The organism is Stenotrophomonas sp. STEN029 (assembly GCF_056760015.1).
In genome coordinates, this window is sequence record NZ_JBRREC010000016.1 from 1 (window position 1) to 22,988 (window position 22,988).

A 22,988-nucleotide genomic window follows, 5' to 3' on the forward strand; every position below is an offset into this window, starting at 1 on the left:
GCCGTCGTTGAAACCCGCCTCCAGATTGGTCACGCGGCCGTCGATGTTGGTGACCTGGTTATCAATGTTGGCAATGTTGGTGGTGTTCTGCGCAACCTGCTCATTGGTGGCGTGCAGCTGCGAACCGTTGACGGCTTCCTTGCTGTCCTCAGATACGTCACCCTCGGCCACGTTCTTCAGCACGGTGCCATTGGCGCCGGCAAAGCTGACCGCGCCCTTGTCATCGGCGTCGTAGACGACTGCGTTCAGCATCTCGCCATCCTGGTCGACGAGGCCCAGTGCCTTGAGCTGCGATACGTTGACTGCATCATGGTCTTCGGTGCCGGCCGCCACGTTGACCAGCTGGCGCTGCACGTTTGCGTTGCCGATGGAGATGCTGTTGGCACGGTCGGTGGTGGACTGATGGCCGATGGCCACCGCTTCATCGTGCGAGGCAATCGCATGGCGGCCAAAGGCAGCGGAGAACGCATTCTGCGCCTGGGCACCGGGGCCCACTGCCGTTGCACGATCACCGGATGCCACCGCGCCGGAGCCGACAGCCATGGCGCCACCATTGCTGGCGTTGGCCTGCATGCCGATGGCGATGGCCGAGTTGGCTGATGCAGAAGACAGGCGGCCAATGGCTACGGAGTAGACCGCGGATGCGGTGGCATTGGAGCCCATCGCGGTGGAGAACTGGACCGCCGAGGCCTGCCTGCCCACGGCGACCGCGCCGTCGCCCAATGCGCTGGAACGGCTGCCGAAGGCGGAGGCTTCGGTGTTGCTGGTCACGGCGCCGGCGCCGACGGCCGTGGACGACACGCCTGCCGCGCTTGCACCGTTACCGATGGCCATGGCACCAGCGCTGCCGGTGGCGGTCTTGGCGCCGCTACCGATGGCTACGCCGTTGGCGTTCACGGCCTGCGCGTTTGAGCCGATGGCAACCGAGGCCACGCCCGATGCGCTGGCTCGGGTGCCGAACGCGGCGGCTTCGTTGGCATTGGTCGATGCGCCCATGCCGACGGCAGTAGCAGACAGACCGGTTGCCGAGGTGCCGTTGCCGATGGCAATGGCGCTGGCGCTGCCGGCAGTGGTGGTGGCACCACGCCCGATAGCCACTGCATTGACATCCACGGTCTGAGCTGAAGCGCCCAAAGCCACGCTGTTGGCGCTGGCCGTCTTGGCAGATGCACCGATGGCTACGGAGTTATTACCGCCGGCCACAGCATCATCACTATCATCCAGGGCACCGTTTGCCTTGAAGTAGCGGCTGGCGTCCGTCAGGTCGTTGGCGACGTCGTTGATCTGGCTACCCAGTTCCAGCTTGGCGTCGTCCAGCTGGGAAACGTTGACTGCGTCGGTCTTCTCGGTACCGGCGGCCACATTGACCAGCTGGCGCTGATCGATGCTGGTGCCGAAGGAAATGCTATTGGCACGGTCAGCGACCGATGCCTGGCCTATGGCGACGGAGTTCACGGCGGTAGCGGTCACCGTAGCGGAGCGACCAAGTGCCATGCCGTACTGGGCTTCGACAGCGACGGTGGCGCCAGCACCCAGTGCGATGGAACGGTCGGCCAATGCTTGCGCGCTGGTACCCACGGCAATCTGGTTGCTACCAGTCGGGTCTCCGTTGCCGTCAACGGCTCCGGCCGCGGCGAACACGCCGAGCGCAATCGCATTCGCGTTGGTTGCCTTGCTCTCGTGGCCAATGGCAGCAGCGTAGGATCCGCTGGCAAGCGAGTTGCCACCGATTGCATTGGCGTTCAAACCGCTGGCGTTGGCGTTGTTGCCGAAGGCGCTGGAGGCGATGCCCGAGGTCTGTGCGGAGTCACCCAGAGCTGTGGAGTAGGCCGCATTCGCCTTGGCAGCGTTACCCACAGCTGTGGAGTTGTTGAAGGATGCAGCCGCATCGGTACCGACGGCGGTGGCACGGCCGCCAGTGGCGGTGGAACCACCACCCAGGCTCAGGGTGTAGTTGCCGTTGGCAGTGGCGTTGTAGCCCATGGAGACAGCATTGAAGCCATCGGTGTTGGCCCGGTCGCCGATGGCGACATTGGCCAGATTTCTGGCAACCGCGCCATTGCCCACAGCGACAGAGCGGCCACCTATGGCCTGCGAGTTCGGACCAACTGCCACGGCGTCGGTGCCGGTGGCCGTACCACCGTCCACAGCACCCATCACGCCGATGCCACCAAACGCGGTGTTCTCCACGACGCAAGCGCCATGTTCGTCCACGTTGCCGGCGATACCTGCGTCGGTCGTGCACACCTCGGCAGCCAGCACACCGCCGAACGGCAGAGCCAGAGCGACGGCCAAGGCCGCACGGCGTACACGGGCGCGCTTGCCGCGGCCCTTGGTCAGCTCGGAAGCGACCATCCACTGGCCGGCAGCATGGTTCCAAACGATGCGATAGATCTTGTTCATGGCGGTTCCTCGTAGTTGATGCGCTTGGCGAGGCCCGGCTGTGTCGTTACCGACTCAACCCGCGATCCCGGCGCATGTAGCGAGCCCGAATCGTGGTCCTCGGCGAGGTGCATTCATACGTGCAATGCGTCGCGTTGGAGGGCGGGCCAGTTCCGTACGGGAGGCACGGTTATCTGGCACGGGTTGAATTTTCCGCAGCAGCAGGAACCGTCAACATGCAAGAACTACGAAAAAGCCCCCAAGCGATTGGGGGCCGGTGGGGAACAGTGACATCAATCAAGAAGCAGCGGAAATACAACTAGTTGTATTGCCATCCATGCGCCGTCGCGGCATAGAGCATCAGCAGCAGTCAGATACCTTGCTTCTCGACACGAATGAAGAGAGATGCGTGGTTGGCCTGTGACTTCAGCCCATCAATTGGAGATGCCTTCATTGCGCAGGTACTCAAACAACTCGGCATCATTGCTGATCCCCAGCTTGCGCATGGCGTCGCTCTTCTGGCGACTGATGGTGGTGACACTGCGGCTCAGCTGGGCAGCGATTTCGGTCACCGAGAGACCCGTGGACAGCAGGCGCAATACCTCGGCTTCGCGCGGGGAGGGCTGTTTGGCACCGGCGGCCACGGTCTCGCTGCCGAGTTCGGCAATGCGTTCCTTCAACCCCTTGCTGACATACGGTGCACCCCGATGCACGGTCTGCAATGCCTGTGGCAGCTCGTCCAAGGAGGATGCCTTGTCGATCAGGCCCAGCACCCCGGCCGAGACCACCATGCGCAGGATGCCCAGGTTGTTGGCCATGCTCAGCATCAGGATGGGAAGGTCGGGGTATTTGCGGCGGATCAGCCCCAGCATGGCGAAACCATCGGGTTGCTGGCCCCCGGGCATGGCAAAATCGGTCACCAGCACGTCACACGGGTGCGCTTCCAATGCCTGGAGCAGTTCGTCGGGGTTGTTGGCCTCAGCGGCCACCTCACCCACGCCGCTGCTTTCGATGAGCGCACGTGCGCCGATGCGGACGACGGGATGATCATCGGCAAGAATGATGCGAAGGCGCATGGATGGTTATCGGATGAGGACTGGGAGGGCAGGATGGGGCTTGCAGCTATGAGGAGGTCGGCCGGGGTGCGTCTGCATTGCTTCCTCCGTTGCGTCGTTTTGTGCCTGGCCGCGATGCTGGTCTTGCCTGCGTTCGCGCAGAGTGATGCTTTGCCGCTGTCGCCGCAACAGCGGGAATGGCTCAAGGCGCATCCCACCGTGACGGTCGGATTGTACGACAACGTTTGGCTGCCCTTCGAGCGGGTGCAGGATGGCCGGGTGGAGGGCCTGGCCTACGACTATCTGGTGGAGGCAACCAGCCGCTTGGGCCTGAAAGTGGCTACCCGGCGCTATGCCAGTTGGGCCGAGGTGATCCAGGCGGCCTGCAACGGCGAGGTGGATGTCGTGATGGACATCGCCCTGACCGCCGAGCGCACCCGCTGCATGGTCTTCACCCGCCCGTACGTCGACGCCCCGGTTGCGCTGGTGAGTCGATTGCAGGATGGTCGTGCCGCACGCGATGCAGAACTGGCCGGACTGCGGTTGGTGACTGAGCGGGACTTCTCCTTGGGCGTCACCGCCCGCGAGCGCTATCCGACCGCCCAGCACCTGCAGGCGCAATCCACCCGTGAGGCCCTGCAGATGGTCAGCGACGGGCAGGCCGATGTTTATCTGGGCAATGCCTATGTGGCCACCGCGCTGATCGCCGAGGCGGGCATCACCCGTATCGGGCTGCAGCGGCAGAGCGACCTACCGCCGGATTCGCTGCATTTCGGTGTGCCGAATGCGCAGCAGCCCCTGGCCGAGGCGCTGGATATTGCGTTGCATTCCCTTCCCGAGGCACGCAACCGGGCGATCCGGGCGCACTGGCTGCAACCGCTGCAGTGGCTAGGTAGCGGCAAGCTGGCATTGACCGCCAGCGAGCGCGACCAACTCGCGCTGCCGCTCAACATCGGCTTCGCGCCGACCTGGGCACCCATTTCGTTCGTGGACGAGGAAGGGCAGCCCAGCGGCATTGCCGGCGACTACCTTGAGAAGTTCCGCACCGCTGGCGCCGACAAGCTCAAACCGCTGTCACTGGACAGCTGGCAGTCCATCCGCGACGCCATGCGCGACGGTCGCCTGGATGCGGTGCTGGGCGTGCCCAATGACGCGGCGGTGTTCGGTGATGACTGGGTGTTCAGCCAGCCCTTCCTGACCGTTTCCAACGTGATCGTGGTCGGCAGGAACAACGACAGCGTGCTTGATATGCGTGATCTGGACGGGCGCAGGGTAGCGCTTTCCGATCCGGACCGGTTGGCACCGCTGCTGCAGGCCCAGGCGCCTGGCGCCATTGTGGTAAAGGTGGCAACCGCACAGGAGGGCATGGAGCGTGTGCACACGGGCAAGGCGGATGCCTACATCGGCAACCTGGCCGTTGTGGACCGCTTCCTGCGCGAGCACTACGCCGGGGAGTTGCATATCGCAGCCCCGGCAGGCGTGGAAGATCGGCTCGCGCTGGCAGTACGGCCGCAACATGCGGCGCTGGCATCGGCGTTCGACCGCATGTTGATGAGCATGACGCCGCGCGAGCGCGAGGCCATCCGTACGGACTGGATGGCCGTGGAGTATCGGTCCAGGTTCGATTGGCAAGCCTTCCTGAAGTGGGCAGTGCCGCTGGCCTTGGTGCTGCTGACGGCGGGGACGGTGCATGCCGTCGGTTACCTGCGGCTGCGGCGCGAGGTGGAGCAGCGCCGGCTGGTGGAGAAGCGTCTGGCGGAAGTCACCGGTAGCCTGCCTGCCGTGGTTTATCAGGCACGGTGCAATGCCGAGGGGGAGTTCTCGTTCCCCTATATTGCCGGCGACATGCTGTCGCTGTTCGGAATCGAGGTGGCCCAGGCGCTCCACAACGAACGCGAGTTGTTCGCACGCGTGCATCCTGACGACCAGTCGCAGGTGACCGCGGAGCTGGAACGCGCGGCAGCTGCGTTCGATGACATCGCCGCGGACTTTCGCGTGCGCTCGCCCGAAGGCTGGAAGTGGATACGCTCGCGCGCACAACCACACCGCGCCGATGATGGCGCGCTGCAGTGGAGTGGCTATTGGATCGACGTCACCCAGGCGCGTGCCCAGGCACAGGCGCTGGAGGACGCCAAGGCAGCGGCCGAGCAGGCGGCCGAGGCGAAGGCAAGCTTCCTTGCAACCATGAGCCATGAAATACGCACGCCGATGAGCGGTGTGCTGGGGATGCTGGAGATGCTGTCCCATACCCGGCTGGATGGTGAGCAAAGACGTGTCGTTGCCACCTTGGAGGACTCCGCGCAGATGCTCCGGCAGATCCTCGACGACATCCTGGATTTTTCCAAGATGGAGGCGGGCGCGCTGGCCTTGGAAGCCACGCCGATCAGTCTGCGGCAGAAGATCGACAACGCCCAGCAGATGCTCATGACCCAGGCCACGACCAAGGGGCTTGAGCTGAGCAACCGTATCGATCCGCGGGTGGCGCAACGGCACATGGCTGATGGCATTCGTCTGCGGCAGGTACTGTTCAACCTGCTCAGCAATGCGATCAAGTTCACCGCACAGGGAGAGGTCACCATCCTGCTGGACCTGCTGGAAGAGCGCCCTGGCGCGCAACGGATTCGCCTGGCAGTGCGTGATACAGGCATCGGTGTACCGGAGGACCAACAAGCGCATCTGTTCAGCCCCTTCATCCAGGCCGAGTCATCGACCACGCGTCGCTACGGCGGTACTGGTTTGGGCCTGAGTATCTGCCAGCGTTTGGCAGACTTGATGGAAGGCCAGTTGGCGCTGGAGAGCACGCTGGGAGAAGGAACCGAAGTTTCCCTGAGTGTGTGGCTGCCGATGTTGGGAAGGGAGGTTGAGCTCGGCGAAGCATCGGAGATGGGGGACACCACACCATTGCCGGCGCATTGGTCAGAGAAGAATGTATTGATCGTCGAAGACCACCCGACCAACCAAGATCTGATGCGCTGGCGGATGCAACAGCTGGGGCTGAGCCATACCGTGGTCGCCGACGGCGCAGCGGCGCTGGAAGCACTGGCTCACGGGTCGTTCGATCTGGTCATCACCGACTGCCGCATGCCAGGCATGGATGGCTATGAGATGACACGCCGGATACGTCGCATGGAAAGCGAGCATCCGCGTCGCCGCCGCTTGCCTGTCATTGCGCTGACTGCGAGCGCATTGGACGAGGAGGCCCGGAGTTGCCGTGAGGCGGGCATGGACGATTTCCTTGCCAAGCCCGTCCCCTTGCCGATCCTGCGACAAGCAGTGGCGCGCTGGTTGCAGGCCGATGCCGACCAGGGGCGGGATGTGGTCCCGGCGGACACGCAGTACTCCGGCCCAACGGGAGCCGCCGGGCAATCCCCTGCGGTGCCCGACATGGCAACCACGAATGCGCGACAGGCGCTGATTGCCCGGTTTGGCTCCGCGCAGGCGGCAGACCAGTTGATCATCAGTATCGTCAGCACAACAAATGCCGATCTACGAGCGGTGGAGGACGCCCTGCAGGCACAGGATGCGGTGGCCTTGGGCAATCACCTGCATCGTATTGCCGGCGGCCTGGGGGCCGTTGGCGCCGACGCCCTGGCCAATCGTGTACGTGATCTGCAACATGCAGTAGAGGCTGAAGGCATCGCCTTGCATCAGAGCGAGTTGAGCGAACTGCGTACAGCGTTGGGCCAGTACATGAAGACACTGCAGGATTGAGTGTTTTCGTATTTGTTGCATGGGAATGCCGTACTCCAGGCGGCAAGGTGTAACTCCCGTCACCCAGCGCGCCCAAGGCGCAGGCGAGAGTCCCCATGAACAACGTGTTCAACCTCCGCAACGCCGCTTCGACTACCACTTCGGCCCGGCTGTCCACGGCGGCCACGACGCGCAGGGCCGCTCTGACGGCTTTGTTGAAGTCGTCCGCCTGTACCGAGGGCGAGGTTCTGTTCCCGCTGCTCGGGGCGCTGCTGGAAGCCCATCTGGACTGTGGCCACGACGACCGCAAGGCCAACGCGCGCATCCGGGATGGCCTGGACAATCTGGAACTGCTGTTGGCACTCGAAATCGAGCGCATGGGTCTGCGGCAGGCGCCAGAAACACCGTGCACACAGCTGTTGCGCTCACGCAGCTGAGGTCGTCTGAATCGGCCAGGTCACCCTGCCAGCGTGCGGGTGGGTACTGCGCTGTTCGATCCTGATGTCATCGACGATGCCTCACTTCGGTGAGGCATTACTTATCTCTGTCTGTGAATACTCCGATGTCCCCATTCCTCATGCCGTTCCTGTCTCGCGCCAGCCAATGGCGAAGCAGCCATATCATTGCCTCCGTCGAGCACGATGTCGTTGTGGCCAGCGTGCTTGATGGAGGTACCGCAACGCCGCGCTATCTGTTCATGGCGATGATGTCCTGTGGTATTGCAATCCTTGGCTTGTTGCAGTCGTCGGCGGCGGTAGTCATCGGCGCGATGCTGATCTCGCCGCTGATGGGACCCATCATGCAGCTGGGTTTCTCACTGTGCGTGATTGATTTCAGGATGATGCGCCGTGCCTTGATCGCTTTGCTGATCGGTACGGCACTGGCGCTGCTGGTGTCCTACCTGATTGTGAAGGCGTCGCCGATCCGCGAGGCCACCAGCGAGATTCTGGCCAGGACGCAGCCGACCTTGTTCGACCTGATGGTTGCGGTATTTTCCGGCTTGGCAGGCGCCTATGCTGCCATTACCCGCAAGGGTGAAACGATCGTCGGTGTTGCTATAGCCACCGCCTTGATGCCGCCGCTGGCAGTGGTCGGGTATGGCCTGGCCGTTGGCAGCATGACCATTGCCGGCAACGCGTTCTTTCTTTTCATGACGAATCTATTAGCCATCGCACTAAGCGTGACGCTGGTTGCGAAGTGGTACGGCTTCGGCATGCAGAACTCGCCCCAGCACACCGCATGGCAGGCGGCGTTGATCGCAGTGACCTTTCTGGTGCTTGCGGTACCGTTGGGCATCGCGTTGCGGGGCATTGCCGCGTCCACCTGGGTGGGCAACAGCGGGCGCGTGGAAACCGAGGCATATCTGGCGCGCCATGGCGGTGCAATAGACAGCTTCCACGTGGATCCAAGAGGAGAGGTGCCGCAGTTCAGCATTGTGGCCTTCGTACCGCACTACCTTCCCCTGGCCGAATCCGAACTACAGCGCCAGATCAGCACCAAACTGGGGCGCCATGTTCTGGTGGAGTTGCACCAGAGCCTGGAGGCCAGTGACATCCTGCAGAACGGCATGGCCGATATCGACCGGATCCGTGGGCAGGTGGCATCCATAGAAGCGCGATTGAGCGCCGACGCAGCGAAGGAATCGATGGCACGTTCCAATGGCGACGCAGTGGCCAAACAGTTGCTTGACCAGCTGGTCTCCGTGGAAGTCGCCGAGCAGGAAAGGATAGCGGTGGTGCGCCCCCGGACCGCCATGGTGCTGAGCAAGGATGACACCCAATCCTGGGAAACGAGACTCCAGCAGCAGCTGCCCGGCTGGACAGTTGTCGTGCGCAACCAGGAGCAAGCACCTGCTGCGCCTGCAGAGTGACACGCGGTCCTGAATTCGTACTTGTTGTATTTAGCTCGAGGACGCCGAACGCAACAATGAAACACCAATCCGAGGCTGGAGGCCCAGCGAGGAGATCGAGATGATTGCCAATGCCACCTACAATTTTGCCCCGGCGGTCAACGTTGGCTTGCTTGCGGTACTCGGCACAAGCGCTGTATTTGCGTTCCTCCTGTGCTTCCCGCTGCTTGCCAGGCGGGTTCATCGCGCTGCCCTGCAGGGGCAGATGGCCGGCTTCATCGGAATGGCGTCGAGCGCCACACCTGTGCCCGCTGAGCACTCATTGGCACTACAGGATCGATTGACGGGGTTGCCTGGTCGCTTGGTCCTGGAGCAACAGCTGCGGGCGCATGGCAAGCAAGGTCAGCGCAAGGTGGTACTGGTAATTGGTGTGGATGGGTTCAGCGCGATCAACCAGCTTCATGGGCATGCTTTCGGCGATGAACTGCTGAAGTCCATCGCCCTGCGATTGCGCTCGGGCATCCGCATGGGAAACCTGATCGTTCGACTGGCAGGTGACGAGTTCGCGGCAATTGCCGAGATTGAAGAACTGGGGCAGGCCAAGACTGTCGCCAAGCGGCTGATGCAGGAGATGCAGCGGCCCTTTGTCATCAATGGCAAGGAGATCGACGTATCTGCCAGCATTGGCATCGCCATGGAGACCCTTGCAGGAGGCCAACGTAGCCGCCTGCTGACGCAAGCAAGCATTGCGCTGGCCGAGGCAAAGCACCTGGGAAGAAACCGCTACACGGTGTTTGATGTTTTGATGGACGCCAGCGTGTCGGAAGTGGAACTGCTGGTGGGAGACCTGCGCCGTGCCTTGCGCGAGAACGAGTTCTTCCTGCTGTACCAGCCGAAGCTGGACGTGCAGAGCGGCAGGGTGACAGGCGTGGAAGCATTGCTGCGCTGGAACCACCCCGAGCATGGCCACGTGTCGCCGGACCACTTCATCCCGCTGGCTGAGAAGACCGGAATGATCGTTGATATTGGTCGTTGGGTAATGAACGAAGCATGCCGCCAGATGCAGGAATGGGGCAGCGAGCGCGTTGTGGACTGGCGCATGTCAGTCAATGCGTCCGTGTTCCAGATCAACTCCACGTCATTCTACACGGATGTGCTTGATGCGCTGGCGCGTCACTCACTGGCGCCGGAGGATCTGTGTATTGAGATCACAGAGTCCAGTGCGATGCGAAATGCCGAATTGAGCCTGATGACGCTGCGCAAGCTGTCTGCAGTTGGCGTACGTATCTCATTGGATGACTTTGGTGTTGGCCATTCCAGTCTTTCGCACTTGAAGCGGTTTCCAGTGCAGGAACTGAAGGTGGACCGTAGCTTCATCAGCTGCATTGGTGAGTGCCAGGAAAGTGACGCAATCGTCAGGGCGATCATCGGGCTCGCCAAAGCCGTCGGTTTGCAGGTTGTGGCAGAAGGCGTGGAGACCGAAGAACAGCAGGCTTTGTTGGCCGAAATGGATTGCGACGTGATTCAGGGCTACTTGATCAGCAGGCCTATACGGGCAGAGGAGGTGCCAGCGCTGGTCGCGCGGCACGGCGACGAACAAGACGTACTGCATCGGCTACTGGAAGGTTGAGGTGGCAACGGGGGGCGAATAGTGAAGGCCTCGCGGAGCTTTTACAGAAAACATGGCGTCGGGCTGAAGAGCCGACGCTTACCCTTTGCGTTGTCGGGACTCCCCATACCCGCAACGTGCCGGCCGTCAGTGAGTATCCCTGGCGCGAGACGCCCGCAAGGCACGTCGTGATCCGGCCCTTTAGTTCTTCGTCCAAGTGCGCCATGACGCTTCGCGCTGAGCTGTACTTCGGCCTGCACAACGCGGCGACGCTGATCACCTGAACGCGGCGCACCGCATCCACATAATCACCGCCCGCCCGGTGCAGCCTCGCCATGCATCTGCCGTTTCCCGAGTCGGAAGAAAGACCAGGCAATGACCACCAGGCCGATCACTGAAGGAGCCAACTGGGACCAGGGCTGACCGATCCGAACGACATTCCCGATCAATGCCGAGAGCATGGCAAATACCGAAGCCGTCATTTTATAGCTGTGCTCGTACCGCCAGATCGAGCGGTACCAGTTTCGGGGAAACGTCCACTTGATGGCGTCGTAGGCCAGTATCAACCAAAGCGTCCCTACCGCCGAATAGTCAACGGCCACCAACCGACGGCCATGCCCCAACACTTCCAGCGTCAAAGGCAAGGCAAGCGTCAGTGCGATCAGCAACGCGCCCGCATCAATCTTCATTGGCCCGCTTTCCCGCGTGCGCACCGCACGCCAGCCGCCAAACAGCTGATACGGGACCAGCAGGCTCAGCACCGCGAATGCGGGCAGGAACCGGAAGAAGATCGTTCCGATGGCGGCCGTTGAGCAGACCACCAACGTCATCCAGAAGAACGCGCGTCCAAGCCGCCGGTGACCGGCCGTTCCTTTTTCCCTGAGCAGGATCAGGAAGCCCAACGCGAGCGCGATGGAGCCGGCCACGACGTGAACCGCAATGTTTGCAAAGTGCATGTGTCAGCCCCAAGAAATATGTCCGCGCCCCGGAGAGCATGTCTGCTTGCCGGTCCGCTTCCCCAGGCCAAGCTTGTTGCAACCGCCGCCTGGGCTGCAAACAGATTGCGACTAGGAGCGACTCGGGGCGACGAAGGCGCGCTACCGCTGACGGAGCAGGGGAGCACGGGTCGAGCGACAACGAACACTCCCTGATTCGTCCAGGCGCGGTCCCCCGGATTGGCTGCTCCAGGCCGATAGCGGAGGTCGAGCGCGGTTGGGATGGTGCGAATTGACCTGGATGTCGGTGTTTGAGGCCAACGAAAAGGGTGATAGTCATGTGCTCGTAACATGCGGCGCCTACCTTGCGGCGCACTTCAGGGGTAAGGGCGAGGCAGGTGGCCGAGCAGGCAAGACGGCGCTTTGCGCGTATGTTCGAAGACCATGCGCCATTGCTGCGCGGCTTCTTCGTGCGGCGTGGTGCGCGGCAGGATGCAGAGGATCTGGTACAGGAAACCTATCTGCGGCTGTTGCATGCCCACGAACGCATGGGTGAGCTGATTGCCAATCCTGAGGCATATCTGTTCACCGTCGCGCAGAACCTCGCGCGCGAGCAGGCCGCTCGCCGGCGCTGGTCGACGCTGTCCATCGAAGAGATCACGGGCGCGGCCCAAAGCCTGGCCAGCGGGGAATGCGTGGAAGACGCCGCCGAACGCGAACAACGTAGCCAGCGCCTGCAGACCTTGCTTGCGACGCTGCCCGAACACACCCGGGCGGTTCTGGTCATGCAGTACCGCGATGGGATGAGTTACAAGCAGATTGCCGAACGCATGGGCGTATCACCGCATATGGTGAAGAAGCATGTAGTTCGCGGCCTCTCGGCGTGTCGCCGCGTCATGGCCGAACCGGCTAGGGGCCGCTGAGCATGGCCGTGGAACATCCGTCGGCGCTGACCGTTGCCGCCGCGAACTGGCATGCGCTGCAGCGTGAGGGCGATCTCAGCCCGTCGCAGCAGCGCGAGTTCATGCAGTGGTTGCTGGTCTCTCCGGAGCACCTGCGCGAATACATGGCGATCAGCGAAGTGGCCGGTGCGCTTGGGGAAGCGCTCCGCGCCATGCCCGTCGACGTGGAGTCGCTGCTACAAGCCCCCGCACCTGCAGGCAACGACCATAACGTAGTACGTTTTTCACCGCGTCCGCGTGCGCAGCCTGCGGTACCGAAGATCAGCCCTGCACGGGGGCGACCGCGCATTGCGGTTGCGGCGGCGCTGATGCTGGGTCTTGGTCTTGGCTTGATCACAACCCTGGCCTGGCCTCGTACTGGACACTACGCAGCCGCACATGCGGCGCCACGACAAATCACCCTCGCAGATGGCACCTTGGTGCATCTGGATGCGGAAAGCGAGATATCCGTTCGCATGACCCTGCTGGGACGACGCGTTGAGCTGGAACGTGGGCAGGCCAGCTTCGTGGTCGGCAAGGATCGCCGTCCTTTCTCGGTACATGCCGCAGGTCTGCAGGTGACCGACATCGGCACCACGTTCGATGTGTCCTTGCTCCGGGAGCAGGCCCGTATCGCCGTGAGCGAGGGGCGCGTGCATGTCCGCGGCGATGGGGGCAACGGGCGCATGCTTGCAAACCTTGGCGCCGGGCAGGCGGCACAGGTGGACTATCGCGACCAACGTGTGCGCGTGAGTCAGGAAGACGCCGCCAGCATGACCGCTTGGTGGAAGGGCAGGGTTGTCTTCCGGGACGAGTCACTACGGGATGTGGCTGACCGCTTCAACAGGCGCAACACGCTACGCCTGCACGTGAGTGAGGACGCTGGCGCACTGCGGCTCACCGGGAACCTGCGCGTGGATGACGTGGAATCGCTTCGCGCGTTCCTTGGCCAGCAACCAACCCTGATGACGCGGCGTGCTTCCGACGGTATCCATGTGCGCTTGCGTCCGCGCGCGCCGCAGGCGCTGTAAGAAAAAATTCATTGAAAAACCGGTGCCCGATCGGCGCGCTGCGCACTCGTAGTAGGGGAAAGCAGGGACAAACCTGTTCTGTGACCACCGCCATTCCCTCACTGGATCCCACGATGCGCCGCACACTGTTCCTTTCCATTGCCCTTGCGCTACACGTCACTGCCACGGCAGGTGCCAACGCCGCTGAACCGGACCGCGTAGCCAGCGAAGCCATCGCATCGCAGCCCTTGGACATGGCGCTCAACGCCTTGTCACGGCAGACCGGCCTGCAGTTCGTCTACAACGCCCAGAGTGCAGGCAATCCCCGCACGCCGAGCATTCCCGCGGGGTTGAGCGCAAACGCGGCGCTAAGCCGCGTGCTGGCCGGCACCGGGCTGCGCTATCGCTATCTCAATGCCACAACGGTCACCATTGAAGCGCAGGACACGGCTTCGCCAGGCCCGATATCCGCTCTGGCGACACCGGGCACGATGACGGGGCCGGGTACGGCATTGGCCCAGGGCGGTGTTGATGCACCCGCAACGGAAGCTGCCAATCTGGAAACCATCCAGGTCACCGGCAGTTACAGCCGCAGCCTTGAGCAGGCAGTGGACATCAAGCGCGCCACCGTTGGCTTCTCCGACTCGATCGTCGCCACCGATGTGGCCGACTTTCCCGAACAGAACCTCGCCGAGGCACTGCAACGCGTCCCCGGTGTGACCATCGAACGCAGCAAGGCCCTGGGCACAAAGGTCAATGTGCGCGGCCTGCCTTCGGAATATACCCATGTTTCGATCAACGACCTGGCAACGGCGTCGGGCAGCGGCGGACGTGATGTGGAATTCGACATGTTCGCCTCGGAGATCATCCAGCAGGTGACTGTGCAGAAATCTCCTACTGCAGCGGACGAGGAGGGCGGCATCGCAGGCTCGGTGAAGATCTCCACCGCGCGGCCGTTCGACTACAACGAGCGCAAGCTGGTGTTCTCCGCCGAGGGTGCGCACAACAGCATCTCGGAAGAGGTGGATCCGCGCTTCGCATTCCTCGCCGCCGACACCTGGGGCGACTGGGGTGCGCTGGTGTCCTACTCGCAGTCCAAGCGTACAAACCGTACCGATTCGACCTCGGGTATCAATTTCCGCCCCTCCTCACGCTTCCTGACTGCCTCCGGCACCCGCGGTACGCAGGCGCAGGCCGTGCTGCTGCGCGATGCAGGGATCAATATCACCGACCGCAATGACGCCAGCCAGACCAACCTGGTGGTATTCCAGGACAAGGTCGGTGACCGCGTCTACCTCAACGAACAGGACAAGTGGGGCGCGACCGGTTCGTTGCAGTACAAGCCAAGCAATAACTTCAGCCTGACGTTCGATGCGATGGTCGGCGGTTACGACAGCACCGAGGACGAGTATGACGCGGCGGCCTATTCCGCCTCCAGTCGCAGTACCTTCGACACCATCCACGAGTACGACGCCACTACGCTGTCCGAGTACGGCATGGTGGTGCTGCGCGATGTCTCCTACACCGCGACCCAGCACGAGATGCTGAGCAAGGAGCGGATCAACAAGACCGACTACAGCCAGTACAGCCTGGCCTTGGACTGGAAGGGCGACAGCTGGTACGTGGATGCGCTGGTTGGCTATTCCGGCGCGGAGAAGACCTCGGACTCTTCCAACCTCAAACACGTTGCGTATGCGCCTTCGCGCACCCGCTGGAATGGCAGCAGCGGCGAGACGATTCCAACCGCCGCGGCCGGCAGCTTTGACATGTACAACGATCCCAGACGCTACCTGTTCGAGGCGTATGAGACCACGCTGGAAAAAGTGAAGGACGACAAGTACGCCGGCCAGGTCAATGTCACCCGCCTGCTGGACATGGCCTTCCTGCCCGCACTGCACACGGTCAGGTTCGGCGCGCGCTACACCGATCGCTCCAAGCAGCGTCAGTACGGGGAGTTGAAGATCACCGGCCCGACCGCCGGAAGCGCAGCCTGGGTCAATACCCGCACGATGGCCGACAGTCCGCTGCAGTACATCGGCGACATCGTCCCGGGCGGCAGCTACTCCAACAAGGGGCTGAACTGGCAGCAGATTTCCAACGACTACGCGCGTAACGCCTTTCGCTACGATGGCTTCTACACGCCTTTTGACCCCGGCCAGTACTACCAGGTCGACGAGAAGGTGATGAGCTTCTATGCCATGGCCGACTTCGCATTCGACTTGGGCAAGGTGCCGTTCACCGTCAACGCCGGCGCGCGCTACGTGGATACGAAGGTCGATTCGTTCGGCTATCACCCGATCCAGCTTCCCAACGGCAGCACCGGCTATACCGACAGTCCGGTATCAAAGGACGGCAGCTACGACGACCTGCTGCCCAGCTTCAATATGACCGCCGAGCTTTCCTCGGGCCTGCTGCTGCGAGCGGCCGCCTCCAAGGTGATGATGCGCCCGGCGTTGACCGATATCGCGTACAAGCGCACCGCCAGCTGGAGCTCCTACCGTTTCACCGACGGCAACCCGGCGCTGAAGCCGACCTACGCCAAGCAATGGGAGATCGGTCTGGAGAAGTACATGGACAACGGTGCGCTGTTCGCCGCCAGTTACTTCCGCAAGAACATTGATGGCGTAGTCATCAATTCGCTGACCGGCGTGGTCGAGGACGTGGCGGTGTACAACGCCAACGGCAGCCTCAACGGCATCTACGACTTCGATGTGTACCAGCCGGTCAACGCCAAGGGAGCGTACGAAGTCGACGGCATCGAGCTCGTTGCGCAGCTGCCGTTGAACATGTTCACACCTTGGCTGGATGGTTTCGGCATCAATGCCAACTACACCATGCTGGACAGCTCGCTGGCTGGTGAGTCTGCCCTTGGCATCCGCACGCCGATGCCAGGTTTGTCGGAGAAGACCTGGAACTTCACCGCCTACTACGAGAACGACCGCTTCGATGCCCGCGTGTCGTACAACCACAAGGATGAGTACGTCGAATCGATCGGCTACAACCTCTACCCGATCTGGCGCGATGCCTATGGCCAGATGGATGTATCGATCGGTTACCGCATCACCGACAACATCAAGGTCAGCCTGAAAGGCATCAACCTCACCAACGAACGGACCAGCGGTTACACCATGGACCCGTCGTTCCCGACCATGGACGAGACCTCGGGTCGCCGCATCAGCCTTGGCCTGCGCGCGGACTTCTAAGCAACGGCTCAACTTTGTGCGGCATGCGGACCAATCAGGTATCCGCATGCCGCTGTACGCTTTCTGAGGCGATGCAATGAAGAAATCCTTGATGCTGGCGCTGCTCGCAGCGTCGGTCCCTGCGGTGTGCGCTCCTGCTTCAACTGTGGGCGATACGGACCGCCAATGGCTGGCCGGTGACCACCATGTGCACAGCGAATGGAGCGTGGACTGGGACCACAGCACGACACCGCCGACGCCAGTTCGCGGCGGCGATTCACCCTACAGCCGCAGCCACAATGCCGCGCAGGCCAGAGCGTTTGGACTGCGCTGGATGGTCCACACCGATCATGGCGGCCCGGGTCACTCCGCGGTAACCCGCGACCACGCGTATCCCGCGTTGCTGCAAGCACGTGCCGATGTGCCGGAGGTGATCCAGTTCAATGGCATGGAATTCGATGTGCCGGCGGGGGAGCACGCCTCGCTCATCATCGCGCCAGGCCCGCAGGAGATGGAGCAATTGGTTGCCGCTGAGCGGGACTTCAGCCGTAGCGAGCCGCTGCAGGGCAGCCGCGACACCGAAGCGCAGATGCAGGCGGCACTTGCCTATCTGCGGGATCTGAGCCCTGCGCCGCTGATGTTCGTCAACCACCCGTCGCGCACCGCGAGCGGTCTCGGCGTGTGGGGGGAAGTAAGTCCAGAAGAACTGCGCGGTTGGCATGCGACCGCGCCGAAAGTGCTGGTCGGCATGGAAGGCGCACCCGGACATCAGGCCATCCGCTCCGAGCGGGGCCTGTACCGCAACACCGATGCCCCAACCATGGGCGGCTACGATCAGATGACCGCGCAGGTGGGTGGGATCTGGGACCAGATGCTGGCGGACGGCATTCGATTCTGGATAACCGCCAACTCAGACTCGCACGTGAATTTGCGCGACGGTGGACGTGACTATGACCCTGGGGAATACAGCAAGACCTATGTGCTGGCGCGCCCCGACGCCGAAGACATCCTCGATGGCTTGCGTCACGGCCGCATGTTCACGGTCACCGGAGACCTGATCGACACACTTGAGTTCAAGGTGACGGATGGAAACGTCACCGGATCCATGGGCGATTCGGTGACGCTAGCCGCCTCAAGACCGATGCAGGTGGAAGCGCGGATACGGAAGCCGACGAACGCCAACGCGAATGGGCGGCACCCAGTATTGAAGCGCATCGAACTGATTGTGGGTGGAAAGCGCGAAGACGGCAGCCTGCAGATGCAACGTCGTGGCTTCGACGCGACAACCTGGGTGCTCGAAGGCGAGTGGATCGTTGCGCGTTGGTCATTACCGGTGCCCTCGCAAGGCGGATTCGTGCGGGTGCGGGGGAATAGCAGCGGAGCCGTCGAGGCGCTGCTGGACGAGCCTGGCGAGGATCCCTGGGAGGATCTGTGGTTCTACTCGAACCCAGTCTTCGTCAGGGTTTTGGGGGCCGAACAGACATAGACAGGCCCGCGTTCTCAAGGGTGGCCCACGCAGCCTTGCCGGCGAAAAAAGTGACTAACAGCGTTCTCTTCGTTGTTGTCGAAAGCATGAGCCGTTCAAAGCCCGATCTGGAATGCTTGTATTGGGGAGGGAAGGGCAGTTCTCGACAGGCAAGGTCGATAGCAATTGGGAGCTATTTCCGGCGACCTCCATGGTTGCGCTGTTCTCGTTTACGGGCGGGCGATTCAGTTCTTCGATCGCCCGCTCAATCGAAGAAGTTGTAGATGGGGGGTCCGTCGAGCGGGCGCCGGACTATTTCTTGGCGGTCTCGCCATCAAGGCCTTGGATTACGGTTTCGAGCTCGCAAGCGCGCAAGAACTACGCCAAGATCCAGAGGATGCAGCCTTCATTGGTCCCAGACCCGGTGGAGGAGGCGAAGTCTGTAACAGCCAACGGACCATCCAAGGTGCGTGGACGGCGGAGGGCGGGGCGACAACAAAACACCAGCCAGACTGCACCGGGGCAAAAGCAATGAGCTCCAGATCGCTGCCGGCAACAAGCAACAACGCGCCATGTGGCGGAATGGACTCTGCCTGGAGGATATGGGCGATGCGATGCAGTGTCGCCACGCAAGGAATCCTGCTTTGGGTGGTGTGGCGATAGCTGCTGCGCATAGAAGAGCCCATGAACGTCAACATGGATGCTCAACCCGCGTGGGCACTTTTATGTGAAATACGGATTGCTCCATGTGTCGGATGCCCAATGCGGGCGATGGTCCAAGCGCAACTTCGGGTGTGCAGTTACCGAAGCGCGGAATCAAACAGCGACCTGGCCTGCCGTATCGTTGCCTGATGCGTAGCCTGCTTGTCGGCATTCACCTCGCACAGCTTTCCTAGCCGCTCGCGGCCCAGCTCCGTGCATTCCGCAAGAAAGTCGTAGTGACCTACCATGGGGAGCACCTGAAGTCGTGCATTGTCATTTGCCTCGGCAATGCCCTTGCTGTTGGTCGCGGGCGAGGCAATCGCATCAGACTCACCCACAACCACCGACAGCGGAGCCTCCAACCGTGCAAGCTCACCCGGCTCGAATGCCTGCACGATTGCCGGTGCCATCAGGAGCACAGCGCGAACGTTTGGAATGCGGCGATCCTCCGCCGACCTGGCTACCCACGGTGCCAGCGCCGGCGTAGCAGCCGCCGCCATCCGCCGCTCAAGGGTCATTTCCGGATTCTCGGCCTGCGGCATGCATACCCCATCCTTAGGCGATGCCTTGCAGAAAGCAGCTAACCTGGACATGTCCGGCCGCGCGCCCGCAGCGACCAAAGCCGTGAACCCACCGGCAGAATATCCCACCAGCCCCAGCCGGCCCGCATCCACATGCGGAGCCAGCACCGGGTCGGCCTGCACTGCAGCCAATGCTACAGCGAGGTCATCGGCCCGGTTCCACACCAGAATGCTTCCGGCTTCGGTCATCGCGTCCACACCGTTGTTGCCGGGATGGTCCACCGCGACCACTACATACCCTGATTGCGCCATGGCTGTGCCGAACCAGCCCATCATGCGGGCGCTGCCACCGTTGCCGTGTGACAGCAGTAGTACGGGCCAGCGACCCGGCGCAACGGGGGCATCGACGGCAGAAGACCCCGCCACGAACAGCGGTGCACCCGGCGGCCCGATCACCAGTGGCTGCTGTTGCACACCTGGCTGCGCCGGATACCACACGGTGTACCGCACCTGGTCGCTGTGCCCGGCATCGCGGACTGCTGCGCTGGGCGTGTGCGCCACGCCATGGGTTTCGCCAACGGTGGGCGAGGGCGCAGCCGCCATTGCCCGCGGCGCGAACAGGCAGGTCAGCAGGAAGAATGTGTAGGGCACTACTCGCACAAATGGGTCTCCTTGGATCAACTCAGGTCGGATAGCGGCAGCCAGATCTCCACGCCGCCGTTTCCGGTGCGGTCGTCGAAGCGGGCGTCATAGCGCTCGAAGTCGGGTGCGTCGGCGAGGCTCAGGCCAGAGCGGGGCAGGTAGTCGTTCAACAGCCAATACCAGGTGGAGCGGATGGTCGAGATATGGCCCGCATGCCACGCCACCAGATAGTCCCCGGCCGGAATGGAAACAGCATGCCACGCCGAAGGCACGGCAGCGCTCGCACCGATCTCCATGCCGGCGATGTAGTCGAAGGCACCCTCGCCATCGCGGTTGCAGCAGACCCCGAAGGCAATGTCCTTGCCGAGTTCCTGGGTCAGCGCCAACTGCTGCCATTGCGAGGGAATGGACGCCACTGTAGCGGCGGTGTGGCGAGCGCGGATGCCCGCCACGCGCAGCGGGCCCTGCCGGCGATGTACCGGCTCCACCTCGCAGGGCAGGGGCGGGGCGTCGAGCTTGATCGCCTCCAACAGCGCGAGGCCCTGCAGACCGTTCCGGCGAACCTGTTCTGGGGGCAGCTTGAACTGCTCGGTGAACGCGTTGGTAAAGGCAGCATGCGAGGCATAGCCTGCGGCCAGGGCGACATCTAGGATGGGCTCGCTGCCAGCAGCCAGCGCCCGCGCCGCCTCGGTAAGTCGACGCACACGAAGGTAGCGCGCCATCGAAGTCCCGGTACTGACCTGGAACAGGCGTGAGAGGTGGAACGGCGAGAGTTCGACCGCCTCGGCGATCTGGGCCAGCGAGGGGTTCTCGGCAAAGTGGCTTTCGATGTACCACAAGGCCTTGCGTGCCGCACCCATGACGCCTGTTCCGTACCAGTGACTGGGTGGGAGCGTAACGCAGGGAGGGGAAGGGCGTTTGCGGGATCTTGCTGTTGGTGCGCGGTGTGGGTGAGCAGCGCGAATCGAGGTCAGTGGGCCGCTGCGCCTTCCTTGGGCTGGCGGCGTTGACGCTCGGACACCGGGTAGTGCAGCTCAATTGATCCGAGAACAACTCCAGAGGCGTGTGTTTGCGTTGCTCGAGGGTCGCGGCATCAAGCAAAACTGCTGCTGCGCAAGTGATTAGGGCGCGTTATCGGGGGTAAAGGTTGCGTTCTCGTTTTGTGAAGAGTTTCGGCTTCATGTCAGGGATAGTGACTTCTGCCGAGCTCTTCGGGAGCCGCTGAGGCGGGTGAATTCAGTGCTTTTTTACTTGTCTTCACAGAAAATTTAGGTCGACTTGGCCAGCGTGGTGACTCACCTTCATCGGCAGGTCGCCATGGCACGCCCTATCTGGACTGGAACCCTGTCATTTGGCTTGTTGAACATTCCTGTTTCGTTGATGTCCGGCGAGCGGCGTGTGGATTTGAGTTTCCGCATGCTGGATTCCCGCGACAAGAAGCCCATCCGTTTCGAACGAGTGAATGCCGATACCGGTGAAGAGGTGCCCTGGAAGGATATCGTCAAGGCATTTGAGTACGACAAGGGCAGCTACGTGGTGGTCGAGAAAGAGGATATTGCTTCTGCTGCGCCACAGACGCATGAGTCGGTTGATGTGGAAGCCTTCGTCGACCGCGAAGAGATTGGCATGCGGTTTTTTGAGAAGCCGTACATCCTCGTGCCTGGCAAGAAGGCAGAAAAGGGCTATGTGCTGCTGCGTGAGACACTGAAAAGCACCGGCAAAGTCGGCGTCGCGCGGGTAGTGATCCGGACGCGGGAGTATCTGTGTGCCGTTGTTCCTGAAGATGATGCGCTGGTGTTGATGATGCTGCGTTACCCGCAGGAGCTGGTGGAACCGGACGACTACAAGCTACCCACCGGCAAGCCCAGTGACTATCGCATCGCGCCGAAGGAAATGCAGATGGCCAAGGATCTCATTACATCCATGGAGGCGCATTGGAAGCCGGAGACATATCACGACGAGTTCCGTACACGCTTGGAGGCGATCATCAAGAAGCGCATCAAAGCGAAAGGTGCCACCACGAAGATCGTGGAGCACGAAGCGGACGGTCACGAAGATGCCGCGACCAATGTCGTTGACTTCATGGCACTGCTGCAGAAGAGTCTGGAGAGCAATCGCCGTACACCCGCCCAAAAGAAGTCGGCAGCCAAAAAACCTGCCAAGAAGGCGACCGCGAAGGTAGCGAAGAAGGCCGCGAAAAAGGCGGTACGCAAGACGTCCTGACAGCCCTATGAATAGGCGAATCGTGCCACTAGAGGGGCTGGGTACCGGCCCGCGGGGACGGACGTTTCTCTACATGTTTCCGGTTGCTGGTGAGGATTTTGGCAAATTGGGCATCGCGCGGGATCCTCTGGTTCGGTTGCAGGCATTTTCCCGCAGGTATTACGACTTCTTCGATCTGACGCAAGGCTGGTTGGTGGAGGCCGAATCCATAGGCGAAGCGCGTAGCTGGGAAACTCGCTTGAAGCGGCTGTTGAGACTCCATGCAGCACCTGCGCCGATCGAAGTGCCTACGCGCGCCGGTGGCAGGACGGAATGGTTTCGCGGCGCCTCTCTGCAGTTGGTAGACGCGCGGGAGCAACTGGCGGCGCAGGGATTTCAGGTTCACGCTCCGTTAGCGAACTGGATTGCCGACCAGTTGCTGCCCTGGCGCGACCAACTGGATGGGCTGGAGCGTCGCGTGGTCGCAGAGCTTGGAGCCGTAGAAAACTGGCCTGCGGCATGGACCCATCCGGTATTGGCTGCGCTGCGGGACGCGTTGGACGCCTGCGCCGTGATGCGGCTTTCACTGGACGGCGTGGTCTCGCCATCCCTGCAGGCGTGGCATAGGCGCAACAGCCTTTCGCCCTCATGATCGAAATTCGTTCAAACGCCCAATCAGCCGCTTTGTCGGCATTGGCTATCGCCAACTATCTGGGCGATCGCCATATTCCGAACCTCTCACGTTGTTTCTGCGTGACGCGCGAAAGGCAGGGCCTCATGAAGTCTTACCATCGCCATGTCAG

General features: G+C 62.2%; 15 protein-coding genes. 10 read left to right on the plus strand and 5 right to left on the minus strand.

The window, feature by feature from the left end:
• Positions 1-2,403 (minus strand): ESPR-type extended signal peptide-containing protein (locus ACVOLI_RS05445; protein WP_481533824.1); only part of this gene is annotated, 2,403 nt, incomplete at its 3' end.
• A 413-nt stretch (positions 2,404-2,816) separates the two neighbouring features.
• Positions 2,817-3,458, minus strand: a complete 642-nt coding sequence (locus tag ACVOLI_RS05450; protein ID WP_481533825.1) for a response regulator — start codon at positions 3,456-3,458, stop codon at positions 2,817-2,819.
• Between the two features lie 114 nt (positions 3,459-3,572).
• Here ACVOLI_RS05450 and ACVOLI_RS05455 point away from each other — a divergent pair, with 114 nt between their 5' ends.
• The 4 genes from ACVOLI_RS05455 (at position 3,573) to ACVOLI_RS05470 (ending at position 10,606) form a co-directional block, all read left to right on the plus strand.
• On the plus strand, positions 3,573-7,148 hold the full coding sequence (locus ACVOLI_RS05455; RefSeq protein ID WP_481533826.1) for an ATP-binding protein: 3,576 nt from the start codon (positions 3,573-3,575) through the stop codon (positions 7,146-7,148).
• Between the two features lie 95 nt (positions 7,149-7,243).
• Complete coding sequence (locus ACVOLI_RS05460) at positions 7,244-7,564, plus strand: hypothetical protein (protein WP_481533827.1); 321 nt, start codon at positions 7,244-7,246, stop codon at positions 7,562-7,564.
• Positions 7,565-7,689: 125 nt separating this feature from the next.
• A complete protein-coding gene (locus tag ACVOLI_RS05465; protein ID WP_481533828.1) occupies positions 7,690-8,997 on the plus strand; it encodes a DUF389 domain-containing protein in 1,308 nt (435 codons plus the stop codon).
• A gap of 100 nt (positions 8,998-9,097) precedes the next feature.
• A complete protein-coding gene (locus ACVOLI_RS05470) occupies positions 9,098-10,606 on the plus strand; it encodes a putative bifunctional diguanylate cyclase/phosphodiesterase (protein WP_481533829.1) in 1,509 nt (502 codons plus the stop codon).
• A 287-nt stretch (positions 10,607-10,893) separates the two neighbouring features.
• Here the strand turns inward: ACVOLI_RS05470 and ACVOLI_RS05475 are convergent, their stop codons facing one another.
• On the minus strand, positions 10,894-11,541 hold the full coding sequence (locus ACVOLI_RS05475) for a DUF2306 domain-containing protein (protein ID WP_481533830.1): 648 nt from the start codon (positions 11,539-11,541) through the stop codon (positions 10,894-10,896).
• Positions 11,542-11,918: 377 nt separating this feature from the next.
• Here ACVOLI_RS05475 and ACVOLI_RS05480 point away from each other — a divergent pair, with 377 nt between their 5' ends.
• The 4 genes from ACVOLI_RS05480 to ACVOLI_RS05495 all read left to right on the plus strand — a co-directional run bounded on the left by ACVOLI_RS05480 (position 11,919) and on the right by ACVOLI_RS05495 (position 18,139).
• Positions 11,919-12,443, plus strand: a complete 525-nt coding sequence (locus tag ACVOLI_RS05480; RefSeq protein ID WP_481533831.1) for an RNA polymerase sigma factor — start codon at positions 11,919-11,921, stop codon at positions 12,441-12,443.
• A 2-nt stretch (positions 12,444-12,445) separates the two neighbouring features.
• Positions 12,446-13,492, plus strand: a complete 1,047-nt coding sequence (locus ACVOLI_RS05485; RefSeq protein ID WP_481533832.1) for a FecR family protein — start codon at positions 12,446-12,448, stop codon at positions 13,490-13,492.
• A 113-nt stretch (positions 13,493-13,605) separates the two neighbouring features.
• Complete coding sequence (locus tag ACVOLI_RS05490) at positions 13,606-16,674, plus strand: TonB-dependent receptor (protein ID WP_481533833.1); 3,069 nt, start codon at positions 13,606-13,608, stop codon at positions 16,672-16,674.
• A 76-nt stretch (positions 16,675-16,750) separates the two neighbouring features.
• Positions 16,751-18,139, plus strand: a complete 1,389-nt coding sequence (locus ACVOLI_RS05495) for a CehA/McbA family metallohydrolase domain-containing protein (protein WP_481533834.1) — start codon at positions 16,751-16,753, stop codon at positions 18,137-18,139.
• Positions 18,140-18,918: 779 nt separating this feature from the next.
• Here the strand turns inward: ACVOLI_RS05495 and ACVOLI_RS05500 are convergent.
• Together ACVOLI_RS05500 and ACVOLI_RS05505 are read right to left on the minus strand one after the other, a co-directional pair.
• A complete protein-coding gene (locus tag ACVOLI_RS05500) occupies positions 18,919-19,839 on the minus strand; it encodes an alpha/beta hydrolase family protein (RefSeq protein ID WP_481533835.1) in 921 nt (306 codons plus the stop codon).
• Between the two features lie 179 nt (positions 19,840-20,018).
• Entirely contained in the window at positions 20,019-20,843 is an 825-nt protein-coding gene (locus ACVOLI_RS05505) for an AraC family transcriptional regulator (RefSeq protein ID WP_481533836.1), read from the minus strand.
• Positions 20,844-21,300: 457 nt separating this feature from the next.
• Here ACVOLI_RS05505 and ku point away from each other — a divergent pair, with 457 nt between their 5' ends.
• Both ku and ACVOLI_RS05515 read left to right on the plus strand, forming a co-directional pair.
• Positions 21,301-22,206 (plus strand): non-homologous end joining protein Ku, encoded by a 906-nt coding sequence (ku, locus tag ACVOLI_RS05510; RefSeq protein ID WP_481533837.1) that lies wholly within the window; start codon positions 21,301-21,303, stop codon positions 22,204-22,206.
• A 73-nt stretch (positions 22,207-22,279) separates the two neighbouring features.
• Entirely contained in the window at positions 22,280-22,837 is a 558-nt protein-coding gene (locus tag ACVOLI_RS05515; protein WP_481533838.1) for a GIY-YIG nuclease family protein, read from the plus strand.
• The last annotated feature ends 151 nt before the right edge of the window (positions 22,838-22,988 follow it).

What these genes read in the sequence shown, in the direction of transcription:
- ACVOLI_RS05450 (WP_481533825.1), bottom strand. Translation starts at nt 3,458, where the DNA reads ATGCGCCTTCGCATCATTCTTGCCGATGATCATCCCGTCGTCCGCATC.
- ACVOLI_RS05455 (WP_481533826.1), top strand. Translation starts at nt 3,573, where the DNA reads ATGCTGGTCTTGCCTGCGTTCGCGCAGAGTGATGCTTTGCCGCTGTCG.
- ACVOLI_RS05460 (WP_481533827.1), top strand. Translation starts at nt 7,244, where the DNA reads ATGAACAACGTGTTCAACCTCCGCAACGCCGCTTCGACTACCACTTCG.
- ACVOLI_RS05465 (WP_481533828.1), top strand. Translation starts at nt 7,690, where the DNA reads ATGTCCCCATTCCTCATGCCGTTCCTGTCTCGCGCCAGCCAATGGCGA.
- ACVOLI_RS05470 (WP_481533829.1), top strand. Translation starts at nt 9,098, where the DNA reads ATGATTGCCAATGCCACCTACAATTTTGCCCCGGCGGTCAACGTTGGC.
- ACVOLI_RS05475 (WP_481533830.1), bottom strand. Translation starts at nt 11,541, where the DNA reads ATGCACTTTGCAAACATTGCGGTTCACGTCGTGGCCGGCTCCATCGCG.
- ACVOLI_RS05485 (WP_481533832.1), top strand. Translation starts at nt 12,446, where the DNA reads ATGGCCGTGGAACATCCGTCGGCGCTGACCGTTGCCGCCGCGAACTGG.
- ACVOLI_RS05490 (WP_481533833.1), top strand. Translation starts at nt 13,606, where the DNA reads ATGCGCCGCACACTGTTCCTTTCCATTGCCCTTGCGCTACACGTCACT.
- ACVOLI_RS05495 (WP_481533834.1), top strand. Translation starts at nt 16,751, where the DNA reads ATGAAGAAATCCTTGATGCTGGCGCTGCTCGCAGCGTCGGTCCCTGCG.
- ACVOLI_RS05505 (WP_481533836.1), bottom strand. Translation starts at nt 20,843, where the DNA reads ATGGGTGCGGCACGCAAGGCCTTGTGGTACATCGAAAGCCACTTTGCC.
- ku (WP_481533837.1), top strand. Translation starts at nt 21,301, where the DNA reads ATGGCACGCCCTATCTGGACTGGAACCCTGTCATTTGGCTTGTTGAAC.
- ACVOLI_RS05515 (WP_481533838.1), top strand. Translation starts at nt 22,280, where the DNA reads ATGTTTCCGGTTGCTGGTGAGGATTTTGGCAAATTGGGCATCGCGCGG.